General features: G+C 68.8%; 17 protein-coding genes and 1 rRNA gene. 12 read left to right on the top strand and 6 right to left on the bottom strand.

Annotated elements, in window-relative coordinates; genetic code table 11:
• Positions 1–71: 71 nt before the first annotated feature.
• The 3 genes from AB0I51_RS34855 to AB0I51_RS34845 form a co-directional block, all read right to left on the bottom strand.
• The gene (locus tag AB0I51_RS34855; protein WP_362982189.1) at positions 72–779 is read right to left on the bottom strand and encodes a phosphatase PAP2 family protein; all 708 of its coding nucleotides are present in this window, start codon (positions 777–779) and stop codon (positions 72–74) included.
• A gap of 166 nt (positions 780–945) precedes the next feature.
• Positions 946–1,890 carry a bifunctional lytic transglycosylase/C40 family peptidase gene (locus tag AB0I51_RS34850; protein ID WP_362982374.1) on the bottom strand — a complete coding sequence of 315 codons (945 nt, stop codon included), beginning with the start codon at positions 1,888–1,890 and terminating at the stop codon, positions 946–948.
• Positions 1,891–2,070: 180 nt separating this feature from the next.
• Positions 2,071–2,859 (bottom strand): trypsin-like peptidase domain-containing protein, encoded by a 789-nt coding sequence (locus tag AB0I51_RS34845; protein ID WP_362982187.1) that lies wholly within the window; start codon positions 2,857–2,859, stop codon positions 2,071–2,073.
• A 189-nt stretch (positions 2,860–3,048) separates the two neighbouring features.
• Between AB0I51_RS34845 and AB0I51_RS34840 the strand changes: the two genes are divergently transcribed.
• Positions 3,049–3,336 carry a DUF397 domain-containing protein gene (locus AB0I51_RS34840; RefSeq protein ID WP_362982185.1) on the top strand — a complete coding sequence of 96 codons (288 nt, stop codon included), beginning with the start codon at positions 3,049–3,051 and terminating at the stop codon, positions 3,334–3,336.
• Positions 3,329–3,712: a VOC family protein gene (locus AB0I51_RS34835; protein WP_362982183.1), complete on the top strand. Its 384-nt coding sequence runs from the start codon at positions 3,329–3,331 to the stop codon at positions 3,710–3,712. Before AB0I51_RS34840 ends, AB0I51_RS34835 begins: the two co-directional genes overlap by 8 nt.
• A 24-nt stretch (positions 3,713–3,736) precedes the next feature.
• Here the strand turns inward: AB0I51_RS34835 and AB0I51_RS34830 are convergent, their stop codons facing one another.
• Entirely contained in the window at positions 3,737–4,675 is a 939-nt protein-coding gene (locus tag AB0I51_RS34830) for an oxidoreductase (RefSeq protein ID WP_362982181.1), read from the bottom strand.
• A 99-nt stretch (positions 4,676–4,774) separates the two neighbouring features.
• On the opposite strand from AB0I51_RS34830, the gene AB0I51_RS34825 reads away from it, so the two are divergent.
• The 10 genes from AB0I51_RS34825 to AB0I51_RS34780 all read left to right on the top strand — a co-directional run bounded on the left by AB0I51_RS34825 (position 4,775) and on the right by AB0I51_RS34780 (position 17,462).
• Complete coding sequence (locus AB0I51_RS34825; protein ID WP_362982179.1) at positions 4,775–5,374, top strand: TetR/AcrR family transcriptional regulator; 600 nt, start codon at positions 4,775–4,777, stop codon at positions 5,372–5,374.
• 760 nt (positions 5,375–6,134) lie between these two features.
• Positions 6,135–7,493: a S53 family peptidase gene (locus tag AB0I51_RS34820; protein ID WP_362982177.1), complete on the top strand. Its 1,359-nt coding sequence runs from the start codon at positions 6,135–6,137 to the stop codon at positions 7,491–7,493.
• Positions 7,494–7,833: 340 nt separating this feature from the next.
• Positions 7,834–9,147: a S53 family peptidase gene (locus tag AB0I51_RS34815; protein ID WP_362982175.1), complete on the top strand. Its 1,314-nt coding sequence runs from the start codon at positions 7,834–7,836 to the stop codon at positions 9,145–9,147.
• A gap of 380 nt (positions 9,148–9,527) precedes the next feature.
• Positions 9,528–9,836, top strand: coding sequence for a hypothetical protein (locus AB0I51_RS34810; RefSeq protein ID WP_014673544.1), 309 nt, complete (start codon positions 9,528–9,530; stop codon positions 9,834–9,836).
• A 169-nt stretch (positions 9,837–10,005) separates the two neighbouring features.
• On the top strand, positions 10,006–10,848 hold the full coding sequence (locus AB0I51_RS34805) for a hypothetical protein (protein WP_362982173.1): 843 nt from the start codon (positions 10,006–10,008) through the stop codon (positions 10,846–10,848).
• Positions 10,838–12,157 (top strand): hypothetical protein, encoded by a 1,320-nt coding sequence (locus tag AB0I51_RS34800; RefSeq protein WP_362982171.1) that lies wholly within the window; start codon positions 10,838–10,840, stop codon positions 12,155–12,157. Before AB0I51_RS34805 ends, AB0I51_RS34800 begins: the two co-directional genes overlap by 11 nt.
• Positions 12,154–13,713 carry an SCO6880 family protein gene (locus AB0I51_RS34795; RefSeq protein ID WP_362982169.1) on the top strand — a complete coding sequence of 520 codons (1,560 nt, stop codon included), beginning with the start codon at positions 12,154–12,156 and terminating at the stop codon, positions 13,711–13,713. The genes AB0I51_RS34800 and AB0I51_RS34795 overlap by 4 nt, the downstream gene beginning before the upstream one ends.
• A 7-nt stretch (positions 13,714–13,720) precedes the next feature.
• Positions 13,721–15,154: an ATP-binding protein gene (locus AB0I51_RS34790; RefSeq protein ID WP_362982167.1), complete on the top strand. Its 1,434-nt coding sequence runs from the start codon at positions 13,721–13,723 to the stop codon at positions 15,152–15,154.
• Between the two features lie 16 nt (positions 15,155–15,170).
• Positions 15,171–16,607, top strand: coding sequence for a type IV secretory system conjugative DNA transfer family protein (locus AB0I51_RS34785; RefSeq protein ID WP_362982165.1), 1,437 nt, complete (start codon positions 15,171–15,173; stop codon positions 16,605–16,607).
• Between the two features lie 84 nt (positions 16,608–16,691).
• Complete coding sequence (locus AB0I51_RS34780) at positions 16,692–17,462, top strand: alpha/beta hydrolase (RefSeq protein ID WP_362982163.1); 771 nt, start codon at positions 16,692–16,694, stop codon at positions 17,460–17,462.
• Positions 17,463–17,490: 28 nt separating this feature from the next.
• Here AB0I51_RS34780 and AB0I51_RS34775 read toward each other — a convergent pair whose 3' ends face one another.
• Positions 17,491–18,036 (bottom strand): GNAT family N-acetyltransferase, encoded by a 546-nt coding sequence (locus AB0I51_RS34775; protein ID WP_362982161.1) that lies wholly within the window; start codon positions 18,034–18,036, stop codon positions 17,491–17,493.
• Between the two features lie 71 nt (positions 18,037–18,107).
• Positions 18,108–18,199 (bottom strand): 5S ribosomal RNA (gene rrf, locus AB0I51_RS34770); the annotation flags it as partial.

The raw sequence follows: 18,199 nt of genomic DNA, 5'->3' as shown, positions 1-18,199 counted from the left end.
GGGCTGTGTCCATTTACGGCTCCGCCGCGTGCGGGCGCCCAGCCCCCACGGATCCGCAGACGAAGTACCGCCTACGCCGCCAAGTCCCGTTCCTCAGTCCCCGAAGCCTCCGTCCGAGCCCCCGGGATCACCGCGTCCCGGGCCAGCCGACGGGCATCACCGGAGCGGACCAGCCAAGCACCCCACCGCGAGGTCTCGACAGCCCTCAGCACCGGCGTGAGCACAGCCATCGCAAGCGGAGACAGAAGGAGAGCGACAGCCGTACCGAGCGCGAACCCGCCGATCACGTCGGTCGGATAGTGCACGCCCATGTAGACCCGGCAGAACCCCTCCAGCAGGGCGAGCCCGATCCCCAGCAGCCCGAACCGCCGGTTCGCGACGAACAGCGCGACGCCCATCGCCATGGTGATCGTGGCGTGATCGCTCACGAAGGAGTAGTCGGTCTTCCCGGAGACGAGGACGTCGATACCGGTGTGGTCGACGAAGGGACGGGGCCGCTCCACGAACCCGCGGATGGGCACGTTCACGAGGATGGCGATCGCCGCGGCCAGCGGAGTCCAGACGAGCGCGGCGACGGACTGGGCGGCGTCCTCGTCCGCGCGCCGCCGCACGGACCACCAGCACCACACCACCAGCAGCACCATGGCGACCAGCAGCCCGTACTCACCGACGAACTCCATGACCCGGTCGAACCAGTGCGGCGCGTCCTTGGCGAGGCCATTGATGTCGTAGAGCAGATCGACGTCGGGGTTCGACCCGGATTCGGCGAGTACAGCCATGATGCTGCGGCTCCTTCGTCGTTGTTCCGGGCGCACCTCGCGTGCGCGTTACTCAACAGGAACGCACGGCCCCTCTTTGTACGTTCCACACTCCACCGAATGATCACGCAGACGTTATCGAAGAGAGACTCATCGCCGCAGCTCAGGGGGTGGGTTCACGCTCGGTTCACACCGTCGTGGGGAGCGCTTTCGCGCCATCTTCGGTAACCCGGGTGGCGCCGAAGTAATCAGGGGTGTCAATGGGGTCGAACCGGATCACAGCACCCGTCCGGGGCGCGTCGATCATGTATCCGCCGCCGACATAAATCCCCACATGCCGGATGGCGCGGGAATTGGTGAGGTCGTCCGAGAAGAACACCAGATCTCCCGGCAGCAATTCGGCCCGCTGCGGATGCGGTCCCGCGTTGTACTGGTCGTTCGCAACGCGCGGCAGCGTGATCCCCGCACTCTCGAACGCGGCCTTGGTCAGCCCCGAGCAGTCGAAGCGCCCGCCCTGGTCGGCGGTGCCGTTCCCGCCCCACAGATAGGGGGTGCCGAGCTTGCTCTGGGCGTAGGTGATGGCGGTGGCGGCCTGCTGGGAGGGGTCGACCCGGCTGACGGGCGCGGCGAAGCTCTGCTCCAGGGACGTGATCGTCTTCACGTAGTTCTTGGTCTCGGCGTACGGCGGCACACCCTGGTACTTGATGACCGCGTACGCGCCCGCGTTGTACGAGGCGAGCATGTTCTCGCTCTGATTGCCCGGCACGTCCTTCACATACGAGGCGAGCTGGCAGTCGTAGGTCGCGGCCGACGGAATCGCGTCGTTCGGGTCCCATACGTTGCGCACGCCGTCGCCGTTGCCGTCGATCCCGTGCGTGGCCCAGGTCCCGGGGATGAACTGCGCTATCCCCTCGGCCTTCGCGGGGCTCTTCGCGTTCGGGTTGAAGCCGCTCTCCTGGTAGAGCTGGGCGGCGAGCAGTGCGGGGTTGAGGGCGGAGCAGAGGTTGCCCCACTTCTGCACGAGTGACGAGTAGGCCGCCGGCACCGCGCCCTTGGCGAGCGAGACGCTGCCTCCGCCGGCTCCGTTGACGAGGTTCCCGGCGACGAGGTACACGCCGACGACGAGCAGCATCACGAAGCTGAGCCCGAGCCCGGCCGCGACCCCACCGATCACCCATACTTTTCGCACGGCTCAACCCTCCCCCATGTCAGCCCTGTTCAAGGCCATTTCGGGGCAGGGTGGCGGCATTTCGCTGTGTTTCCGCCAGATGTGACGCGTATTCAGCGAGTGGACCGGGCAGCGCGGCGACCCTTATTCCGGGTCGCTCGTCGCGTCCTTGTACAACTCGGCAGCTTCTTTCCCGAGCACGACACTGTAGGAGATATCGGGCGTCAGTCCGCCCTGTTCGTGTCCGCCGATGACACCCACGACCTGCTGGTCCCCGTTCACCCAGGGGCTGCCGCTGGTGCCGCCGGTGAAGCCCGGGCAGTCGATGCGCTGCTGGGTGGCGCTGTGCTGGATGGGCTTGTTGGTGCAGCTGATGGGCTGGTCGGTGGCGGAGGGGTAGCCGGTGATGGTCACGGCGGTGGCCCCGGTGGCCGTCCCGGCGGTGAACCGGTAGGCGCCGACCACGTCCTCGATGTTCTTACCGTCCACTTCGGCGACCGTGGCGAAGCCGATGTCGCTGTCCTCTGCCTGCCCTTGGTTCCACCCGTCCGGCAGGTACCGCTGCACGACCCTCCACACTCCATACGGCGCCTTGCCGTCCCGGTAACCGGGCACGAACACGTCGCCGGGATCGCCGTCCAGGCAGTGGGCCGCACTGACGATGAGGTCGTGCCCCGCGCTGTGCACCACGGACGCGGTGCAGTGGTGGCCGCCGGCCAGGCTGGTGGCGTGGTCCGACCCGAACAGGGCTCCGACGCGCACGCTCTGTTTGTTCACCTCGGTCACGGTCGTCACGCCGAAGGGCCCCGGGCCGTCGTCGGCGGTCGCCACAGAAGCCGAGGTCAGGGCCAGCGTCACCACGGTGACGAACAGCGCGTACCGGCGGTTGCCCGCGAGGCGAGCGGAACGGGAGATGCGTGAGCTGCGCTTCATCGGCCCCCACTTTGTCCCACGAAGGTGAGAAAGGACGTCGACGTTTGCTGAGATTTCGCTGTGAACGGCTCGTGCATTGACTCGTTCGGCGCTTCGTTCGGCGGTCAGTCCACGGTACTGTCCTCCCGCCTCTTCTGCCCCCTGAGCGATACTCGATGCCGTCCCGGCACCAGAAAGAGGTAAATCCCCGTGTCCGACATCCCCGCCGGCCTCACCTGGGAGCGCGCCGCCCCGCCGGACGCGACGGGCCCGGGCCCCTGGATAGAGATCGCCTTCGGCGAAGGGGACGACGGCGAGGCCCCGGTCTACATCCGCGAGACCAGCGACCCTTCGGTCGTGGTCACCACCAACCGCCGCAAGTGGGACGCCTTCGTACTGGGCGTACAGGCAGGCGAGTTCGACCACTTCGTGGAGGGCGTGGAAGGCGCGGCGGACGGGGCGGACCCAACAGCCCCGGAAGATGGGCCACATGCATAGAAGCCGCGTCTTCGCCCTCCTGATCGACACCCCCGGGCCCGAGGCCGCCGCCGCTGCGGCCTTCTGGTCCGCGGCCCTCGGCGCCCCCGCCGCACCGGCCCCCTCGGAGGAGCAGTTCACCACACTCCACCAGGCAATCCCCGGTCTGGTCACGGCGGTTCAGTCGATCGACGATGCCGACCCGCGCTTCCACATCGACATCGAGACCGACGACGTGGAGGCGGAGACCGCCCGCCTGCTCGCCCTGGGCGCGACCCCGGTCTCCCGCTGGCTGGAGTGCCGCACCCTGCGCGCCCCCGGCGGCCATCTGCTGTGCGTCCTGCCGGTGCACAGCGACGCCGACGTCTTCGACGCCCAGGCGCGCAGCTGGAGTTGAGCCCCTGCTGATCTATCCCGCCCCCTACGCCACCACCCCCACCGAGAACCGCACCCCGGTGAGCTCCTCGGAAGCCGTCCACAGCCGTCCGGCCGCCACCACGTCACTCGCCTCGGCGCTGCGCCCCACCAGCGTCGGCGCCCCGCGCATCTCGCCCAGCCCGTTCGGGCCGACGTAACTCGCGCCCGGCAGGTCCTGCGTCGCCGCGTACAGCGTCGGCAGGGCGCCGCCCTTGTCGTCCTGGGCCAGGACCCTGTTGCCGACGGCCATCAGGGCGCGGCCGACCGGGTTCGCCGTGTGGCTCTGGAGGTTGGTCGCGGCCCAGCCCGGGTGGGCCGCCAGCGCGCGGACGCGCGAGCCCGACTCGGCCAGCCTGCGCTGGAGTTCGAGCGTGAACAGCAGGTTGGCCAGCTTGGACTGGGAGTAGGCGCGCTGGGGGCCGTAGATGCCGTCCAGGTTCAGGTTCTCGAAGTGGATGTAGCCGTCGCCCATCCTGTGCGCGCCGGAGGAGACGGTCACCACGCGGTCGGTGATGTGCGGGAGCAGCAGGTTCGTGAGGGCGAAGTGGCCGAGGTGGTTGGTGCCGAACTGCGTCTCGAAGCCGTCCCGGGTGCGCCCCTCGGGGAGCATCATCACACCCGCGTTGTTGATGAGCAGGTCCAGCGGGCCGTCCCAGCCTTCGGCGAACTCCCGCACGGACGCCAGGTCCGCGAGGTCCAGCCGCCGCACCTCGGTGCTGCCGCCGGCCCTCGCCGCCGCGGCCCGCCCGCGCTCCGGGTCCCGTACGGCGAACACGACGTGCGCACCCGCGCGCGCCAGCTCGGCGGCGGCGGCGAAACCGATACCGCTGTTGGCGCCGGTGACGACCGCCGTCCGCCCGGAGAGGTCGGGGATCCGGCTCGCGTCCCACTTGGGCGCCCTGCCGCTGCTCTTGTCACTGATGGTCTTGTCCGTCTTGTCCATGCCCCCCAATGTAGGCAACGACTACAATGCTGTCAATGACAACAATGATGTCGGCGGCAACAATGCTGCCGTCGTCTACATCCGGATACGATGGTTCGCATGCCTGTACGCCCCTATCACCACGGAGACCTGCGCTCCGCCCTGCTCGCGAGCGCGGAGCGCACCCTGCTGGAGAAGGGCGTCGCGGCCCTGTCCCTGCGTGAGCTCGCCCGGGACATCGGGGTCAGCCATGCCGCCCCCGGCCGCCACTTCAAGGACAAGCAGGCCCTCGTGGACGCGCTGGCCCTGTCCGGCTTCGAGCGCATGGCCCAGGTCCTGAACGGCGCCGACGACGCGCAGGCACCGCTGGAGGAGCGCCTCATCGCGCTGGCGAAGGCCTATGTGCACTTCGCGGCGTCCAACGCCGAACTGCTCGAAGTCATGTACACCCGCAAGCACGACCCGGACATCTCCGAGCAGTTGAGCGCGGCCGTGGAGAGCACCACGGTCCCGTTCGTGCGGATCATCTCCGACGCCCAGGAGCGCGGCGAGATCGTCGCGGGCGACTCCTGGACCGTCAGCCTGGTGGTCGGCGCCGCGCTGCACGGCACGGCCTCCTTCGCGGCCCAGGGCACGCTCACCCCGGAGGCCGCGGTCGCCGGCATCCCGACCCTGATCCACCATCTGCTGAACGGCCTCAAGCCCCGCGAGGGCCAGTGATGAGCGACACCCGCCTGACCGTGATTGCGACCGATCCGTACTGGCAGCCCGACCGGGACGCCGCGGATCGGGCAGCGGCCGTACTGTCCGGACCGCTGCCCGACGACGACGCCCGTCGCGGCCTGGCAACCAGATGGCACGACATCGTCGAGGTCGTCCTCTGCCTCAGCAGCCTGGCGAAGGTGGGCTGCCCGCACTGCGGCGCGGAATTCGGCGACTGGTGGGGGCAAGCCGTTCAGGGGTGGTACGACGACGGCTTTTCCACACTCCTGGTCGCGGTCCCCTGCTGCGGTGCCGAACATCGCTCAACGAGCTCGCGTACGACTGGCCGACGGGCTTCGCGAGCTTCAGGATCGAGGTCCTGTATCCGAACCGGGCGTGGCTGACCGAGGAGGAACTGGCCTCCGTCACAGCCGCACTGCGGCATCCGCTGCGCCAGATCCTCTCGCGCTTCCAGCAAGGCCACGGCGAACCGGTTCCCCCTCCCGCGACCGTCTCCCGCAGCCGTTGTCAACGCGCGTCACGCTGTGGACTTTCCATGAAGAGAGTCAAGCCCGGGCCATTGCCACGCCATCCCGGCGCCATTGATCAGCAATCCCCCAACCCCCTTGAGTAACGCGGAAGTCAGAACTCCGGAACCCTTCTTGTTGTCACGTACTCAACAAGAGAAGGTCGTCACGGGCCGCCGCCCCCACCGGGAACCTCACCGGTGGATCCCCCACCCGCAGGCCTCTGCCCACCTCTCTCTGGAGGCTGTACGTTGCGTACGTCACCCCCCAACTCCCCCCACATACGCGGCAACTGGCGCAGAATCGGTTCTGCCGCCGCCGCGACCGCCGCGCTCCTGATCGCCGGCCTCGGCACCGCGGCCGACGCGAGCGCCACCACTCCCCACAAGGTGACCGCCAAGGCGATCGCCGCACAGGTCGCCAAGGCCCATGTGCAGTACGAGAAGGCCGCCTGCGGCGCCACCCCGAAGAAGGGGTTCGCCGCGTGTAACGCCCTCCGCGTCACCGGCGGCACCACCGCCTTCATGGAGAAGCAGGCCGCGCTGAAGGGCATCGCGCCCAAGACCATCTCCCCGAAGGCCGCCACCGACGACCCGACCGGCTACGGCCCCTCGGACATCCAGTCCGCCTACGGCCTCGCCGACGCGGCCGACGCCAACGGCTCCGGCGAGACGGTCGCGATCGTCGACGCCTACGACGACCCGAACGCCGAGGCCGACCTCGCGACGTACCGGTCGTACTACGGCCTCTCGGACTGCACCACGGACAACGGCTGCTTCACCAAGGTCAGCCAGACCGGCTCGACGACCTCTCTCCCCTCCGCCGACAGCGGCTGGGCGGGCGAGGAGTCCCTCGACCTCGACATGGTCAGCGCGACCTGCCCGAACTGCAACATCCTCCTGGTCGAGGCCAAGTCGGCGAGCGACGCCAACCTGGGCACCGCGGTGAACGAGGCCGTCAAGCTGGGCGCGAAGTTCGTCTCCAACTCGTATGGCGGCTCGGAGTCCTCCTCCGACACGACGTACGACACCTCGTACTACAAGCACGCGGGCGTCGCCATCACCGCGAGCGCGGGCGACGAGGGCTACGGTGCCGAGTACCCGGCCGGTTCCCGCTACGTCACCGCCGTCGGCGGCACCAAGCTCTCCACCTCCTCCAACTCCCGCGGCTGGACCGAGACCGTCTGGAAGACGTCCAGCACCGAGGGCACCGGCTCCGGCTGCTCCTCCTACGACGCCAAGCCTTCCTGGCAGACCGACGCCACCTGCACCAAGCGCATGATCGCCGACGTCTCCGCGGTCGCCGACCCGGCCACGGGCGTCTCGGTCTACGACACCTACGGCGCCGACGGCACCGGCTGGGGCACCTACGGCGGCACCAGCGCCTCGTCCCCGATCATCGCCTCGGTCTACGCCCTCGCCGGCACTCCCGGCAGCAGCGACTACCCGGCCTCCTACCCCTACGCGGCGGCCGGCACCTCCGCCCTGAACGACGTGACCAGCGGCAACAACGGCACCTGCTCCACGTCGTACTACTGCACCGCGAAGTCGGGCTACGACGGCCCGACCGGCTGGGGCACCCCGGAGGGCATCTCGGCCTTCACCGGCTGAGGTACTCCCGCAGAACCTCCCCGTCGGGTCACGGGGAGCCGCCGGCAGAGGGGGCGTGGGGTCCCCTCGGCGGAGCAAATGGCAACGGGCCGCGGCAACCAGCCGCGGCCCGTTCGCCGCTTCCTGAGCCCCTGACGGGCCCAACCCCCATGAAAAACCTGTGAGTTTGGTAAAGAGCCAGACCCTGTTCGGTAAGCCGGAAGTCAGGATTCCAGCAGCCTCTTGTTGTCGCGTACTCAACAAGAGATGGTCATCGCGGGCCGCCCCCCACCGCCGGGGAAACCGCACCGGCGAGACGCACCCGCACCGCCCCTGTTCCACCGACTCAGGAGGCTGCACCTTGCGTACCACGACCCCCAACTCCCCCCACACGCACGGTAGATGGCGCCGCATAGGTTCCGCGGCCGTAGCCACGGCCGCACTCGTCTTCACCGGCCTCGGCACCGCCGCACAGGCCGACGCCGTGCAGAGCGCCACCACCTCCACCGCGGTGACCTACGCCGCCGCCCCCTGTGCAACCCCCAAGCACGCCGGCGACCTCACCTGCAAGTCCTACCGCGTCACCGGCGGCCTCACCGCCTTCCAGAAGATGCAGGCCGCGAAGACCGGCATCACCCCGAAGGCCGCCGACGCGTCGACCCCCTCCGGCTACAGCCCGACCAACCTCCGCTCGGCCTACGGCCTGACCTCCGCCGCCGCCTCCAACGGCTCCGGCGAGACCATCGCGATCGTCGACGCGTACAACGACCCCAATGCCGAGGCCGACCTCGCGACCTACCGCTCGTACTACGGCCTCTCCGCATGCACCACGGCCAACGGCTGCTTCAAGAAGGTCAGCCAGACCGGCTCCACGACGTCCCTGCCCACCAGTGACGCCGGCTGGTCCGAGGAGATCTCCCTCGACCTCGACATGGCGAGCGCGATCTGCCCGCTCTGCAACATCACCCTCGTCGAGGCCACCAGCGCCAGCTACGCCAACCTCGGCACCGCCGAGAACGAGGCCGTGGCCCTCGGCGCCAAGTTCGTCTCCAACTCCTACGGCGGCTCCGAGTCCTCCTCGCAGACGACGTACGACACCTCGTACTACAACCACCCGGGCGTGGCCATCACCGTCTCCTCCGGTGACAGCGCCTACGGAGCCGAGTACCCGGCGACCTCCCGGTACGTCACCGCGGTCGGCGGCACCAAGCTCTCCACCTCCTCCACCACCCGCGGCTGGACCGAGACCGTCTGGAAGACGTCCAGCACCGAGGGCACCGGCTCCGGCTGCTCCTCCTACGACGCCAAGCCTTCCTGGCAGACCGACACCGGCTGCACCAAGCGCATGGAGTCCGACGTCTCCGCCGTCGCCGACCCCGCCACCGGAGTCTCCGTCTACGACTCCTACGGCGTCACCGCCGGCTGGTACACCTTCGGCGGCACCAGCGTCTCCGCGCCGATCATCGCCGGTGTCTACGCCCTCGCCGGCACCCCGGCCAGCGGCACCTACCCGGCGCAGTACCCGTACGACTACGCGGGCACCTCGTCCCTCAACGACGTGACGAGCGGCAACAACGGCTCCTGCACCACGGCGTACTTCTGCACCGCCGAGACCGGCTACGACGGCCCGACCGGCTGGGGCACCCCGGAGGGCATCTCGGCCTTCGCGAACTAACGGCCGACGAGCCCCCACCCCGCTCCACTCAGATCTGATCAACAGTCACATGTCATGCCACCGTGGGTCGTGGGGGCCACACGTGGCATGAGAGAACGGGCCGCGGCATCCAGCCGCGGCCCGTTCATCATGAGAACATCAGCACGAGCAACCAGATAATCAGGGGCTAACGACCGAACCACGCACAGGTTCCGCCCAGGCCTCATTGCCCGGCGTTACCTACCGTGATACACAGAGTGACCGTACGTAGTATTCGTACGAAACTCGCCAACCAATGACGCCAAGTCGACATACGAAGGCGCCATTGTCGGCGACAATGATGCCTGACCTCTGCGCACCTGCAGGGGATGCGGAACTACCCACCAGGGGCGGTGACTTACATGCTCTTTGCGGCCGACAAGGGAGACATCAACACCATCATCGGCGGGATCGCTCCGGACTGGGGCCCCTTCGGCAGCCTGGGCAACGAGGCCAAGGTGATGATCGAGGTCGTGATGGCGGTCGCCATCCTGCTCTGCCTCGGAATCGCCGTATGGGGTGCGGCCAAACAGCGCATCGGCGCGACGGCGCTCCGCGACACGTTCAGCGCGGAACAGGGCAAGGGCCTCATCATCGCCGGGCTGACCGGGGTTTTCATCATCGGCTCCCTAGGCACCCTCTTCACGATCGTGTACGGCATGGCCGTATAGCCGCCGGACTCGACCGCCCTCTCTCCCCACCCCACCCGCCCGTCGCGCCCACCGGCTGAGGTTGCGTTTCCCTGATGTCGAGTCACCACACCGCGCCCGCGCGGGAACCAGCACGGCTACCGTCGTACTTCCAGATGTTTCTGGACGACGGCGAAGGGGCGTACCCGGCATGAGTTCCGGAGACGAGCACGAGACCTCCGGCGGTTACGGCGGCACCGGCCAGACCCGAACCCGCTACCCCCAGGGCGGCGGCGGCGACGTGTACGGCGGCGCCCGCAGAGGCACCCGGTCCTCCTCCAGAAGCCTGGTCACGGTCGTCGGAGTAGTCGTCCTCCTCATCGGCGCCATCGCCTTCGCGAACCGCGGCGGCAACGACACCGCCTCCAACGAGGCGGCCACGTCCGGCGGTTCGAAGCCGGACAGCACGTCGACTGCGGCGAGCGGGACGAAGCCGGTGGAGACGAAGGCGGCCGGGATTCCCGCCGGGTTCGCGCACGACCAGCAGGGTACAGAGAGCGCGGCGACCAACTACGCGACGGTGCTCGTCTCGGCCGACATCCTCAAGCCGACCAGGCGGACCGAGATCGTGCGGCAGGTGTTCGTCGCCGGCCGGCAGACCGCGCTGGAGAACAGCCTCGACCAGGCCTACTCCAAGGACTTCCTGAGCAAGCTCGGCCTGGACGCGAACGGCAACGCGAGCGCGGGCAACACCTACGTCTCCCGCACCGTGCCCATCGGCACCAAGGTCACGAGCTACTCGAACACCGCGGCGACGGTGGAAGTCTGGTGCACCGGTCTGTACGGCACGGCCGGCACGGTCTCGACCAACCCGGTGACCAGCGACTGGTTCACCCTGACGCTCCACCTGCGCTGGGCGGACAGCGACTGGAAGGCCGACAGCTTCTCCCAGAAGGACGGCCCGGCCCCTGTCCCCGGCGACAACAAGGCATCGACTGCCGACGAGATGGCCAAGGCCGTCCAGGAGTACGGAGGGTTCACCTATGCCCGGTAGCTCACGTCTCGTACTCAAGGCCACGGCCGCCTTCACCGCCGTGCAGACCACTGCCGTGCTGCTGGCCACCCATGCCGTCGCGGCCCCCTCGCCCACCCCGACGCCGACCGGGTCGTCGTCGACGGCTCAGGAGTGCAAGCTCCTGGTCGGCGAGGCCAAGAACATCTGCGAGAACGGCAAGAAAGGCTCGGGCTCCACCACCCCCAGCACCACCGACACCCTCGACCCCCTCTCCTCCCTCGCCAAGGGGTGCGCCGAAGCCGCCTCGTGGACCGTCGACAAGCTCAGCGAGGCCGTCAAGGACACCGCGAACGTCGACTTCACGAACTCCAAGTTCCTTCAGCAGTACGCCGTCGTCTTCGCCGCCTCGACGATCCTCACCCTTCTCCTGTGGCTCCTCGCGGTCGCCAAGCGCGCGGTCCGAGGTGTCCCCCTCACCACCGCGATCTCCGAGGCCGTCGGCTTCCTCTGGCTCACCGTCATCGCCTCCGCGTTCACACCGCTGATCCTGTACACAGTCGTCTCCGCCACGGACGGCATCACGGACGTCCTCGCGAAGACGACCGGCAACCAGGACACCTTCTTCGGCAACTTCTCCAACGCCCTCGCCAAGGGCAACAACATCGGCGGCGGCCCGATCATGCTGATCGTCGTCTCCCTGGTCAGCATCCTCGCCGCCGGCGTCCTCTGGCTGGAGCTCGTCATCCGCGCCGCCCTCCTCTACGTCGGCGCCCTCCTCGGCACCGTCGTCTACGCGGGCCTCGTCGACAAGAACCTGTGGGGCCACGTCCGCCGCTGGGCGGGCATCATGATCGCGGTGATCCTGGTGAAACCGGTCATCGTCATCGTGCTCGGCCTGGCCGGCGCGCTGTCCTCCGCCGACGGCCCGGACTCGTTCTCCGCCGTCGTCTCCGGCCTCGCCATCATCCTGCTCGCCATCTTCGCCAGCGCGATGATCTACCGCTTCGTCCCCGGCTTCGGCGACGAGATCGCCAACGGCCGCAACAACCGCATCATGCAGGGCGCCGAGGGCAAGGCCGCCGCGGTCATCAGCTCCCCGGCCACCATGGTCGCCCAGGGCATCAAGACGCACAGCGCCCGCACGAACGACGGCGGAGGCGGCCAGTCCTCCGGCGGCGCCCGCCCGTCCAACCCGGTCTCCGGCGGCGTCGCCGCCCACAGCACCCGCCCCTCCTCGGGCGGCGGCGGAGCAGTCCCCGCTTCCGCGCCCCCGCCCCGGCAGAGCCCGGCGAACACCCCGCACGCCAGCAACGCCCGCAACAACCGCACGGGAGGTGAAGGGCGTTGACGACAGAGTCCCACCTGTCCCATCCGATCACGCCCCGCCGGACATATCTGATCGGCCGGGCCCGGCCGAACGCGATCGTCGGCAAGAATCGTGAGACCGGCGAGATCGCGCTCATCATCGTGGGCGCGTTCCTCGGCATGATGTGCGGGCTCCTCGTCCCGGTCCTGTCCCTGCGGATCGTGCTGCTGACGGGCTTCCCGATGCTGGCGCTGATGGCGGTCTACGTGCCGTACAAGCGCCGCACGTTCTACAAGTGGTTCGAGATCAACCGCAGTTACAAGCGGACCCTGCGCAACGGCACGACGTACCGCTCCTCCGTCATGGAGGCCGGCGTCCACCTCGACGGGCGTGAGGTCGAGATCGGCCCGCCGCCCGGGATCGGCCGCATCAACTGGCTGGCAGCCCCCTTCGGGCCGGACGAGATCGCCGTACTCCTGCACGCCGACCGCCGTACGGTCACCGCCGCGATCGAGATCGAGGGCCCGGGCGTCGGCCTGCGCGACAGCGAGGACCAGGAGGCCCTCGTCGACCGCTTCGGCACCCTCCTCAAGCATGTGGCCAACGGCGACGGCTTCGTCACCCGCCTCCAGATGCTCGCCCGCACCCTGCCCGCCGACCCGGACGCCCATGCCAAGGACGTCGCCCAGCGCGGCGACGAGAAGTCCCTGACGTGGCTCCAGCAGTCGTACGACCAACTGCAGTCGATGGTGTCCACCAGCAGCGAGCAGCACCGCGCCTATCTCGTCGCGTGCATGCACTTCACCCGCGAACTCTCCTCCGAGGCCAACGCGATGGCCCGCGCCGCCCGCCCGCAGGCGGGCCGCAAGCTCGACCGCGACGCGGGGCTCGCGGTCGTCATGGCGCGTGAACTCACCGACATCTGCTCGCGGTTGCAGGAGGCGGACATCCGCGTACGGCAGCCGCTCGGGCAGGGCAGGCTCGCCTCGCTCATCCACTCCATGTACGACCCGGACCACCCCATCGACCACATCCAGGCGATGACGAAGCGCAACGCCTGGCCGGCCGAACTCGACGCCATGGAGCCGACGTTCCTCCAGGCGAAGACCCGCGAGTCGTCCACCCGCGAACCGTGGTGCCACGCCACGGCCTGGGTGAAGGAGTGGCCGATGACCCCGGTGGGCGTCAACTTCCTCGCCCCGCTCCTCGTCCACACCCCGGACGTGATCCGCACGGTCGCCGTCACGATGGACCTCGAACCCACCGAGATCGCCATCGAGCGCATGCTGACCGAGAAGACCAACGACGAGGCCGACGCCTCCCGCGCCGCCAAGATGAACCGCACCGTCGACCCCCGCGACGTCGCCGCCCACGGCCGCATGGACCAGCGCGGCGAGGACCTGGCGAGCGGCGCGGCCGGGGTCAACCTGGTCGGCTACATCACCGTCTCCTCCCGCAACCCCGAGGCCCTCGCGCGCGACAAGCGCACGATAAGGGCGTCCGCCGGCAAGTCGTATCTGAAGCTGGAGTGGTGCGACCGTGAGCACCACCGCGCGTTTGTGAACACACTGCCGTTCGCCACCGGCATCCGGAGGTAGGGCTCAGATGCGGGATCCGCTGTCCGTCCTCACCGACGCCTTCACGTCCTTCCTCTTCGGAAAGATCGAGTCCACCCGCCTCCCGGTCCGCACCTCGACCGGCCAGGCCCAGGCGGTCTACCTGCCCACGGCCGCCCCCGGGTTGGGCGACTCGGGTGTCATCATCGGCCGCGAGGTCTACTCCGGCAAGGGCTACATCTACGACCCCTTCCAGCTCTACGGCCAGCAACTCCCCGCCCCCCACTGGCTGGTGCTCGGCGAGTCCGGCAACGGCAAGTCGGCCCTGGAGAAGACGTACGTCCTACGACAGCTCCGCTTCCGCGACCGCCAGGTCGTCGTCCTGGACGCCCAGGGCGAGGACGGCGTCGGTGAATGGAACCTGATCGCGGAGGAGTTGGGGATAACTCCTATCCGCCTTGACCCAACCGCCGCCCTGGACATGGGGATTCGCCTCAACCCGCTCGACCCGGCGATCACCACCACGGGCCAACTGGCCCTGCTTCGCACGATCATCGAGGTGGCGATGGGCCACGGCCTCGACGAACGCTCGGGCTTCGCGCTGAAGGTGGCGCACGCCTACGTCAACGAGACGATCGTCGACCGCCAGCCCGTCCTCATGGACATCGTCGAGCAACTACGGCACCCCGAACCGGAGTCGGCCGAGGCGATGAACGTCGCCATAGACGACGTACGGGCCTGGGGCCTGGACGTGGCCCTCGTCATCGACCGCCTGGTCGACGGTGACCTCCGAGGCATGTTCGACGGCCCGACGACGGTCGGCATCGACCTCGACGCCCCGCTCATCGTCTTCGACCTGTCCCACATCGACCGCAATTCCATCGCCATGCCCATCCTGATGGCCATCGTCGGCGTCTGGCTGGAGCACACCTGGATCCGCCCCGACCGGAAGAAGCGCATCTTCCTGGTCGAGGAGGCCTGGCACATCATCAACAGCCCCTTCGTGGCCCAACTCTTCCAGCGCCTGCTGAAGTTCGGCCGACGGCTGGGTCTGTCGTTCGTGGCGGTGGTCCACCACCTGTCGGACGTGGTCGACGGAGCGGCGGCGAAGGAGGCGGCGGCGATCCTCAAAATGGCGTCGACGCGAACGATCTACGCCCAAAAGGCGGACGAAGCCCGAGCAACAGGGCGGGTGTTGGGGCTACCGCGCTGGGCGGTGGAGATCATCCCGACCCTCACCCCCGGCATCGCGGTCTGGGACGTCAACGGCAACGTCCAGGTGGTCAAACACCTGATCACCGAGACGGAACGCCCGCTCGTCTTCACCGACCGCGCGATGACCCAGTCCTCCCGCGACCACGACCGCGAACTGACCGACGACGCCCTGCGCGCCGCCGAGTTGGAGGCTGAGGAACGCGCGGCGGCCTTCATGGAAGCGCACTTGAGCGATCTCGACGGCTCCTCCGAGTCCACGGTGGCGTGAGAGGCGAAGAGGCGAGATGAGACCGAACGACGAACGGGATCGCCGAGGAGGCATCCCCGACGGCCTGTTGATCGGCCTGCTCGCCTTCCTCCTCGGCATGACCCTGCTGGTGTGGACGGCCGCGGGCCTGGCGGCCTGGTTCTCCCACGGCACCTGGCCCGACGGCGTGACCTTCGCCCGCACCCCGCTGGCCATGCGCCACCTGATCGGCCAACCCCACGACCTGGCCGGCGCCTGGCCCGACACCCCACCGGCCCAGCTGTCCGGCTACGGCCTCTTCTGGGGCCTGTTCATCGGCCAGTTGATGGTCCTGTTCGTCCTGACCGTGTTCACGATGGGCACGGTGGCGAGATGGCGGGCGGTACGGGCCCGGAGGCGAACAGATCAGCCGGCACCGGAAGTTCACGAGGTACCGGCCCAGAGACCGGAGCCGCAGCCGCAGCCATCGGCCGTCTTCGAACAACCGCCGAGCGCACCGCCGCTCGCCTCTACCTCAACTTCTCCGATGAACGGTGAACGGGCGGGTGGGTGGGAAAAGATCTTCGTGGCACCGCCGGACAGCCGCCAGGCAACCGCAACCCAAGCAGTACGGGACGCGGAAGGCCCAGCCCTCGTGGTCACGTCAAACCCCACCATCTGGCAGGACACCAAGGACGCCAGAGCCAAACTGGGCCCGGTCCTCCTCTACGACCCCGCCCACCTCTGCGACACCCCGGCCCGCCTCCACTGGTCCCCCACCACCGGCTGCGAGGACAAACAGACCGCGGTAAGACGAGCCGCCTCCCTCCTCGCCCCCGTAAAGCCCACCGCGAAGATCGACCAGGCGGTGGCGGACACGGCCGAAACACTCCTCCGCAGCTATCTGCACGCAGCCGCGATCGACGGCCGCACCATCCGCCACGTCCACCGCTGGTCCCAGGGCACCCAGGTCCAGGACGCCGTACGAACCCTCCGTACGAACCCCAAGGCGGCCCCCGGCGCGGCAGGCGAACTCGAAGCCGCACTCACCTCCCACCCCGAACGCCGGGACATCGCGCAGGAGTTGACGAGCCGCGCACTGTCCTCCCTCTTCACGGTCAACATCCGCGAAGCCTGCACACCCAACAGAACTGACGCGCTCTCCTTGGATTCCTTCGCGAACGAAGGGGGCACGCTTTATCTGGTAGGTGAATCCATCGAGGACCCCCGTACAAACCCGGGTGCGATGCCTCTCCTCACCGCCCTCGCATCAAGCGTGGTCGAGCGCGGCCGGCACATGGCCGAACGGTCATCGGCCGGTCGCCTCGACCCACCAATGACACTCGTCCTGGACGACATCGCCGCGGTCGCCCCGCTTCCCCAACTCCCCGAGCTCCTGTCCACCGGAGCAGACCGGGGCCTCCCCACCCTGGCCCTGCTCCGCTCTCAGGAACAGGCCAGAGCCCGCTGGCCCCACCACGAACTCCCGGTCTAGCAACCGCAGTTCTTCCCGTACGAGCAGGTGGGCGCCGAAATACTTGGGTGACCACCCGCTTGAGGCCCCCGTAGGGTCTGCCGCATGACTCTTTCTCACGACACGACCGGGGACGACGGTCCCGCCCTCGTCCTGCTCCACTCCGCGGTCTGCGACCGACGCATGTGGGACCCACAGTGGCCGGCCCTGGCCGACGCCGGATACCGGTTGGTGCGCTGCGACTTCCGCGGCTTCGGCCAGACCTCTCTGCCGGACCACCGCCACAACGACGCCGACGACGTACTCGACCTCCTGGACACACTCGGCATCGAACAGGCAACCCTCATCGCCTCCTCCTACGGCGGCCAGGTCGCCCTGGAGCTGGCCGCCCGCCAACCGGACCGCGTATCCGCGCTGGCACTGCTCTGCTCCGGCCTGCCGGGCCACCAACCCACCGACGCACTGCGCGCGTTCGGCGAGCGGGAGGACGAACTCCTTGAGGCGGGCGATGTCGGCGGAGCCGTAGAACTGAACGTGAACACCTGGCTGGGCCCGGACGCCGACGAATCGACACGGGGAAAGGTGCGCGGAATGCAGCGGCAGGCCTTCGACATCCAACTGGCCGCCCCAGACGGCGCCGGACGGCACAAGGTGGACTTCGACCTCGCCGCGATCAAGGCCCCCGGCCTCGCGATCTCGGGCGGCCACGACCTGCCCGACTTCCAGCACATCGCGGCCCACCTGCCGAGCCTGCTCCCCCAGACCCGCCACCTCGAACTCCCCTGGGCCGGCCACCTCCCCAACCTGGAGCGCCCCGCCGCGGTGACAGCCCTGCTGACCGACTTCCTGCACGAGACGGTCCCCGCCACGGACTGAGCCGGCCAGACAGCCGGGCCTACGGCGCCTACGGCCGCTCGAACGCCATCTCCAGCTCGCGCTCGTCCGCGTGCCCGGGCAACGGCACGACGACCCCCGTGGGCGCGAAGCCGACCTTGCCGTAGAACCGCCGGGCCCGTTCGTTGTCCTCGTGCACGATGAGCCGCACCCGCTCGACACCGCGCCCCCAGGCCCACTCCAGGGCCGCGTCGAAGAGCACCTCCGTGAGCCCGATGCCCCGGACCTCCGGGCGCACGAACACCCCGACGATGTGCCCCTGCTTCCGCTCGACCGCGAAGCCGGCCCAGTCGACGGTCCCGGCCTCCTCAAGAAGCACGGTCAACGTCCCGACCCAGTCGCCGTCCGGCCCCTCGGCAATGATCTGCTGAGCGCTTTCAGCACCTTCGGCAGCCCCTACGGCCCGCTCCTGGTAGAAGGAGTCCGGCTGGGCCTTCGCCGCCTCGTAGGTCTCCATGAAGGCGAGATGCGCGACGGGATCCTGCAGGGCGACCAGCCGCAGTTCCTTCGCTGCGGCCCACTCGTCGGCGCGTATCGAACGGATCTTGTAGTTCATGGCAGCAACGGTAGCCCAAACGCAGAAAACCCCTGTACCGAATAAACGGTACAGGGGTTTTCGCAATATTTGTTCGGCGGCGTCCTACTCTCCCACAGGGTCCCCCCTGCAGTACCATCGGCGCTGTAAGGCTTAGCTTCCGGGTTCGGAATGTAACCGGGCG

Origin of the sequence: Streptomyces sp. NPDC050549, from assembly GCF_040655035.1 — a bacterium.
Taxonomy (GTDB): Bacteria; Actinomycetota; Actinomycetes; order Streptomycetales; family Streptomycetaceae; genus Streptomyces.
This window is presented reverse-complemented; position numbering and strand designations above follow the sequence as displayed.

Coding starts and splice junctions, on each gene's coding strand:
- AB0I51_RS34855 (WP_362982189.1), bottom strand. CDS start 779: ATGGCTGTACTCGCCGAATCCGGGTCGAACCCCGACGTCGATCTGCTC.
- AB0I51_RS34850 (WP_362982374.1), bottom strand. CDS start 1,890: ATGCTGCTCGTCGTCGGCGTGTACCTCGTCGCCGGGAACCTCGTCAAC.
- AB0I51_RS34845 (WP_362982187.1), bottom strand. CDS start 2,859: ATGAAGCGCAGCTCACGCATCTCCCGTTCCGCTCGCCTCGCGGGCAAC.
- AB0I51_RS34835 (WP_362982183.1), top strand. CDS start 3,329: ATGCATAGAAGCCGCGTCTTCGCCCTCCTGATCGACACCCCCGGGCCC.
- AB0I51_RS34830 (WP_362982181.1), bottom strand. CDS start 4,675: ATGGACAAGACGGACAAGACCATCAGTGACAAGAGCAGCGGCAGGGCG.
- AB0I51_RS34825 (WP_362982179.1), top strand. CDS start 4,775: ATGCCTGTACGCCCCTATCACCACGGAGACCTGCGCTCCGCCCTGCTC.
- AB0I51_RS34810 (WP_014673544.1), top strand. CDS start 9,528: ATGCTCTTTGCGGCCGACAAGGGAGACATCAACACCATCATCGGCGGG.
- AB0I51_RS34805 (WP_362982173.1), top strand. CDS start 10,006: ATGAGTTCCGGAGACGAGCACGAGACCTCCGGCGGTTACGGCGGCACC.
- AB0I51_RS34800 (WP_362982171.1), top strand. CDS start 10,838: ATGCCCGGTAGCTCACGTCTCGTACTCAAGGCCACGGCCGCCTTCACC.
- AB0I51_RS34790 (WP_362982167.1), top strand. CDS start 13,721: ATGCGGGATCCGCTGTCCGTCCTCACCGACGCCTTCACGTCCTTCCTC.
- AB0I51_RS34785 (WP_362982165.1), top strand. CDS start 15,171: ATGAGACCGAACGACGAACGGGATCGCCGAGGAGGCATCCCCGACGGC.
- AB0I51_RS34780 (WP_362982163.1), top strand. CDS start 16,692: ATGACTCTTTCTCACGACACGACCGGGGACGACGGTCCCGCCCTCGTC.
- AB0I51_RS34775 (WP_362982161.1), bottom strand. CDS start 18,036: ATGAACTACAAGATCCGTTCGATACGCGCCGACGAGTGGGCCGCAGCG.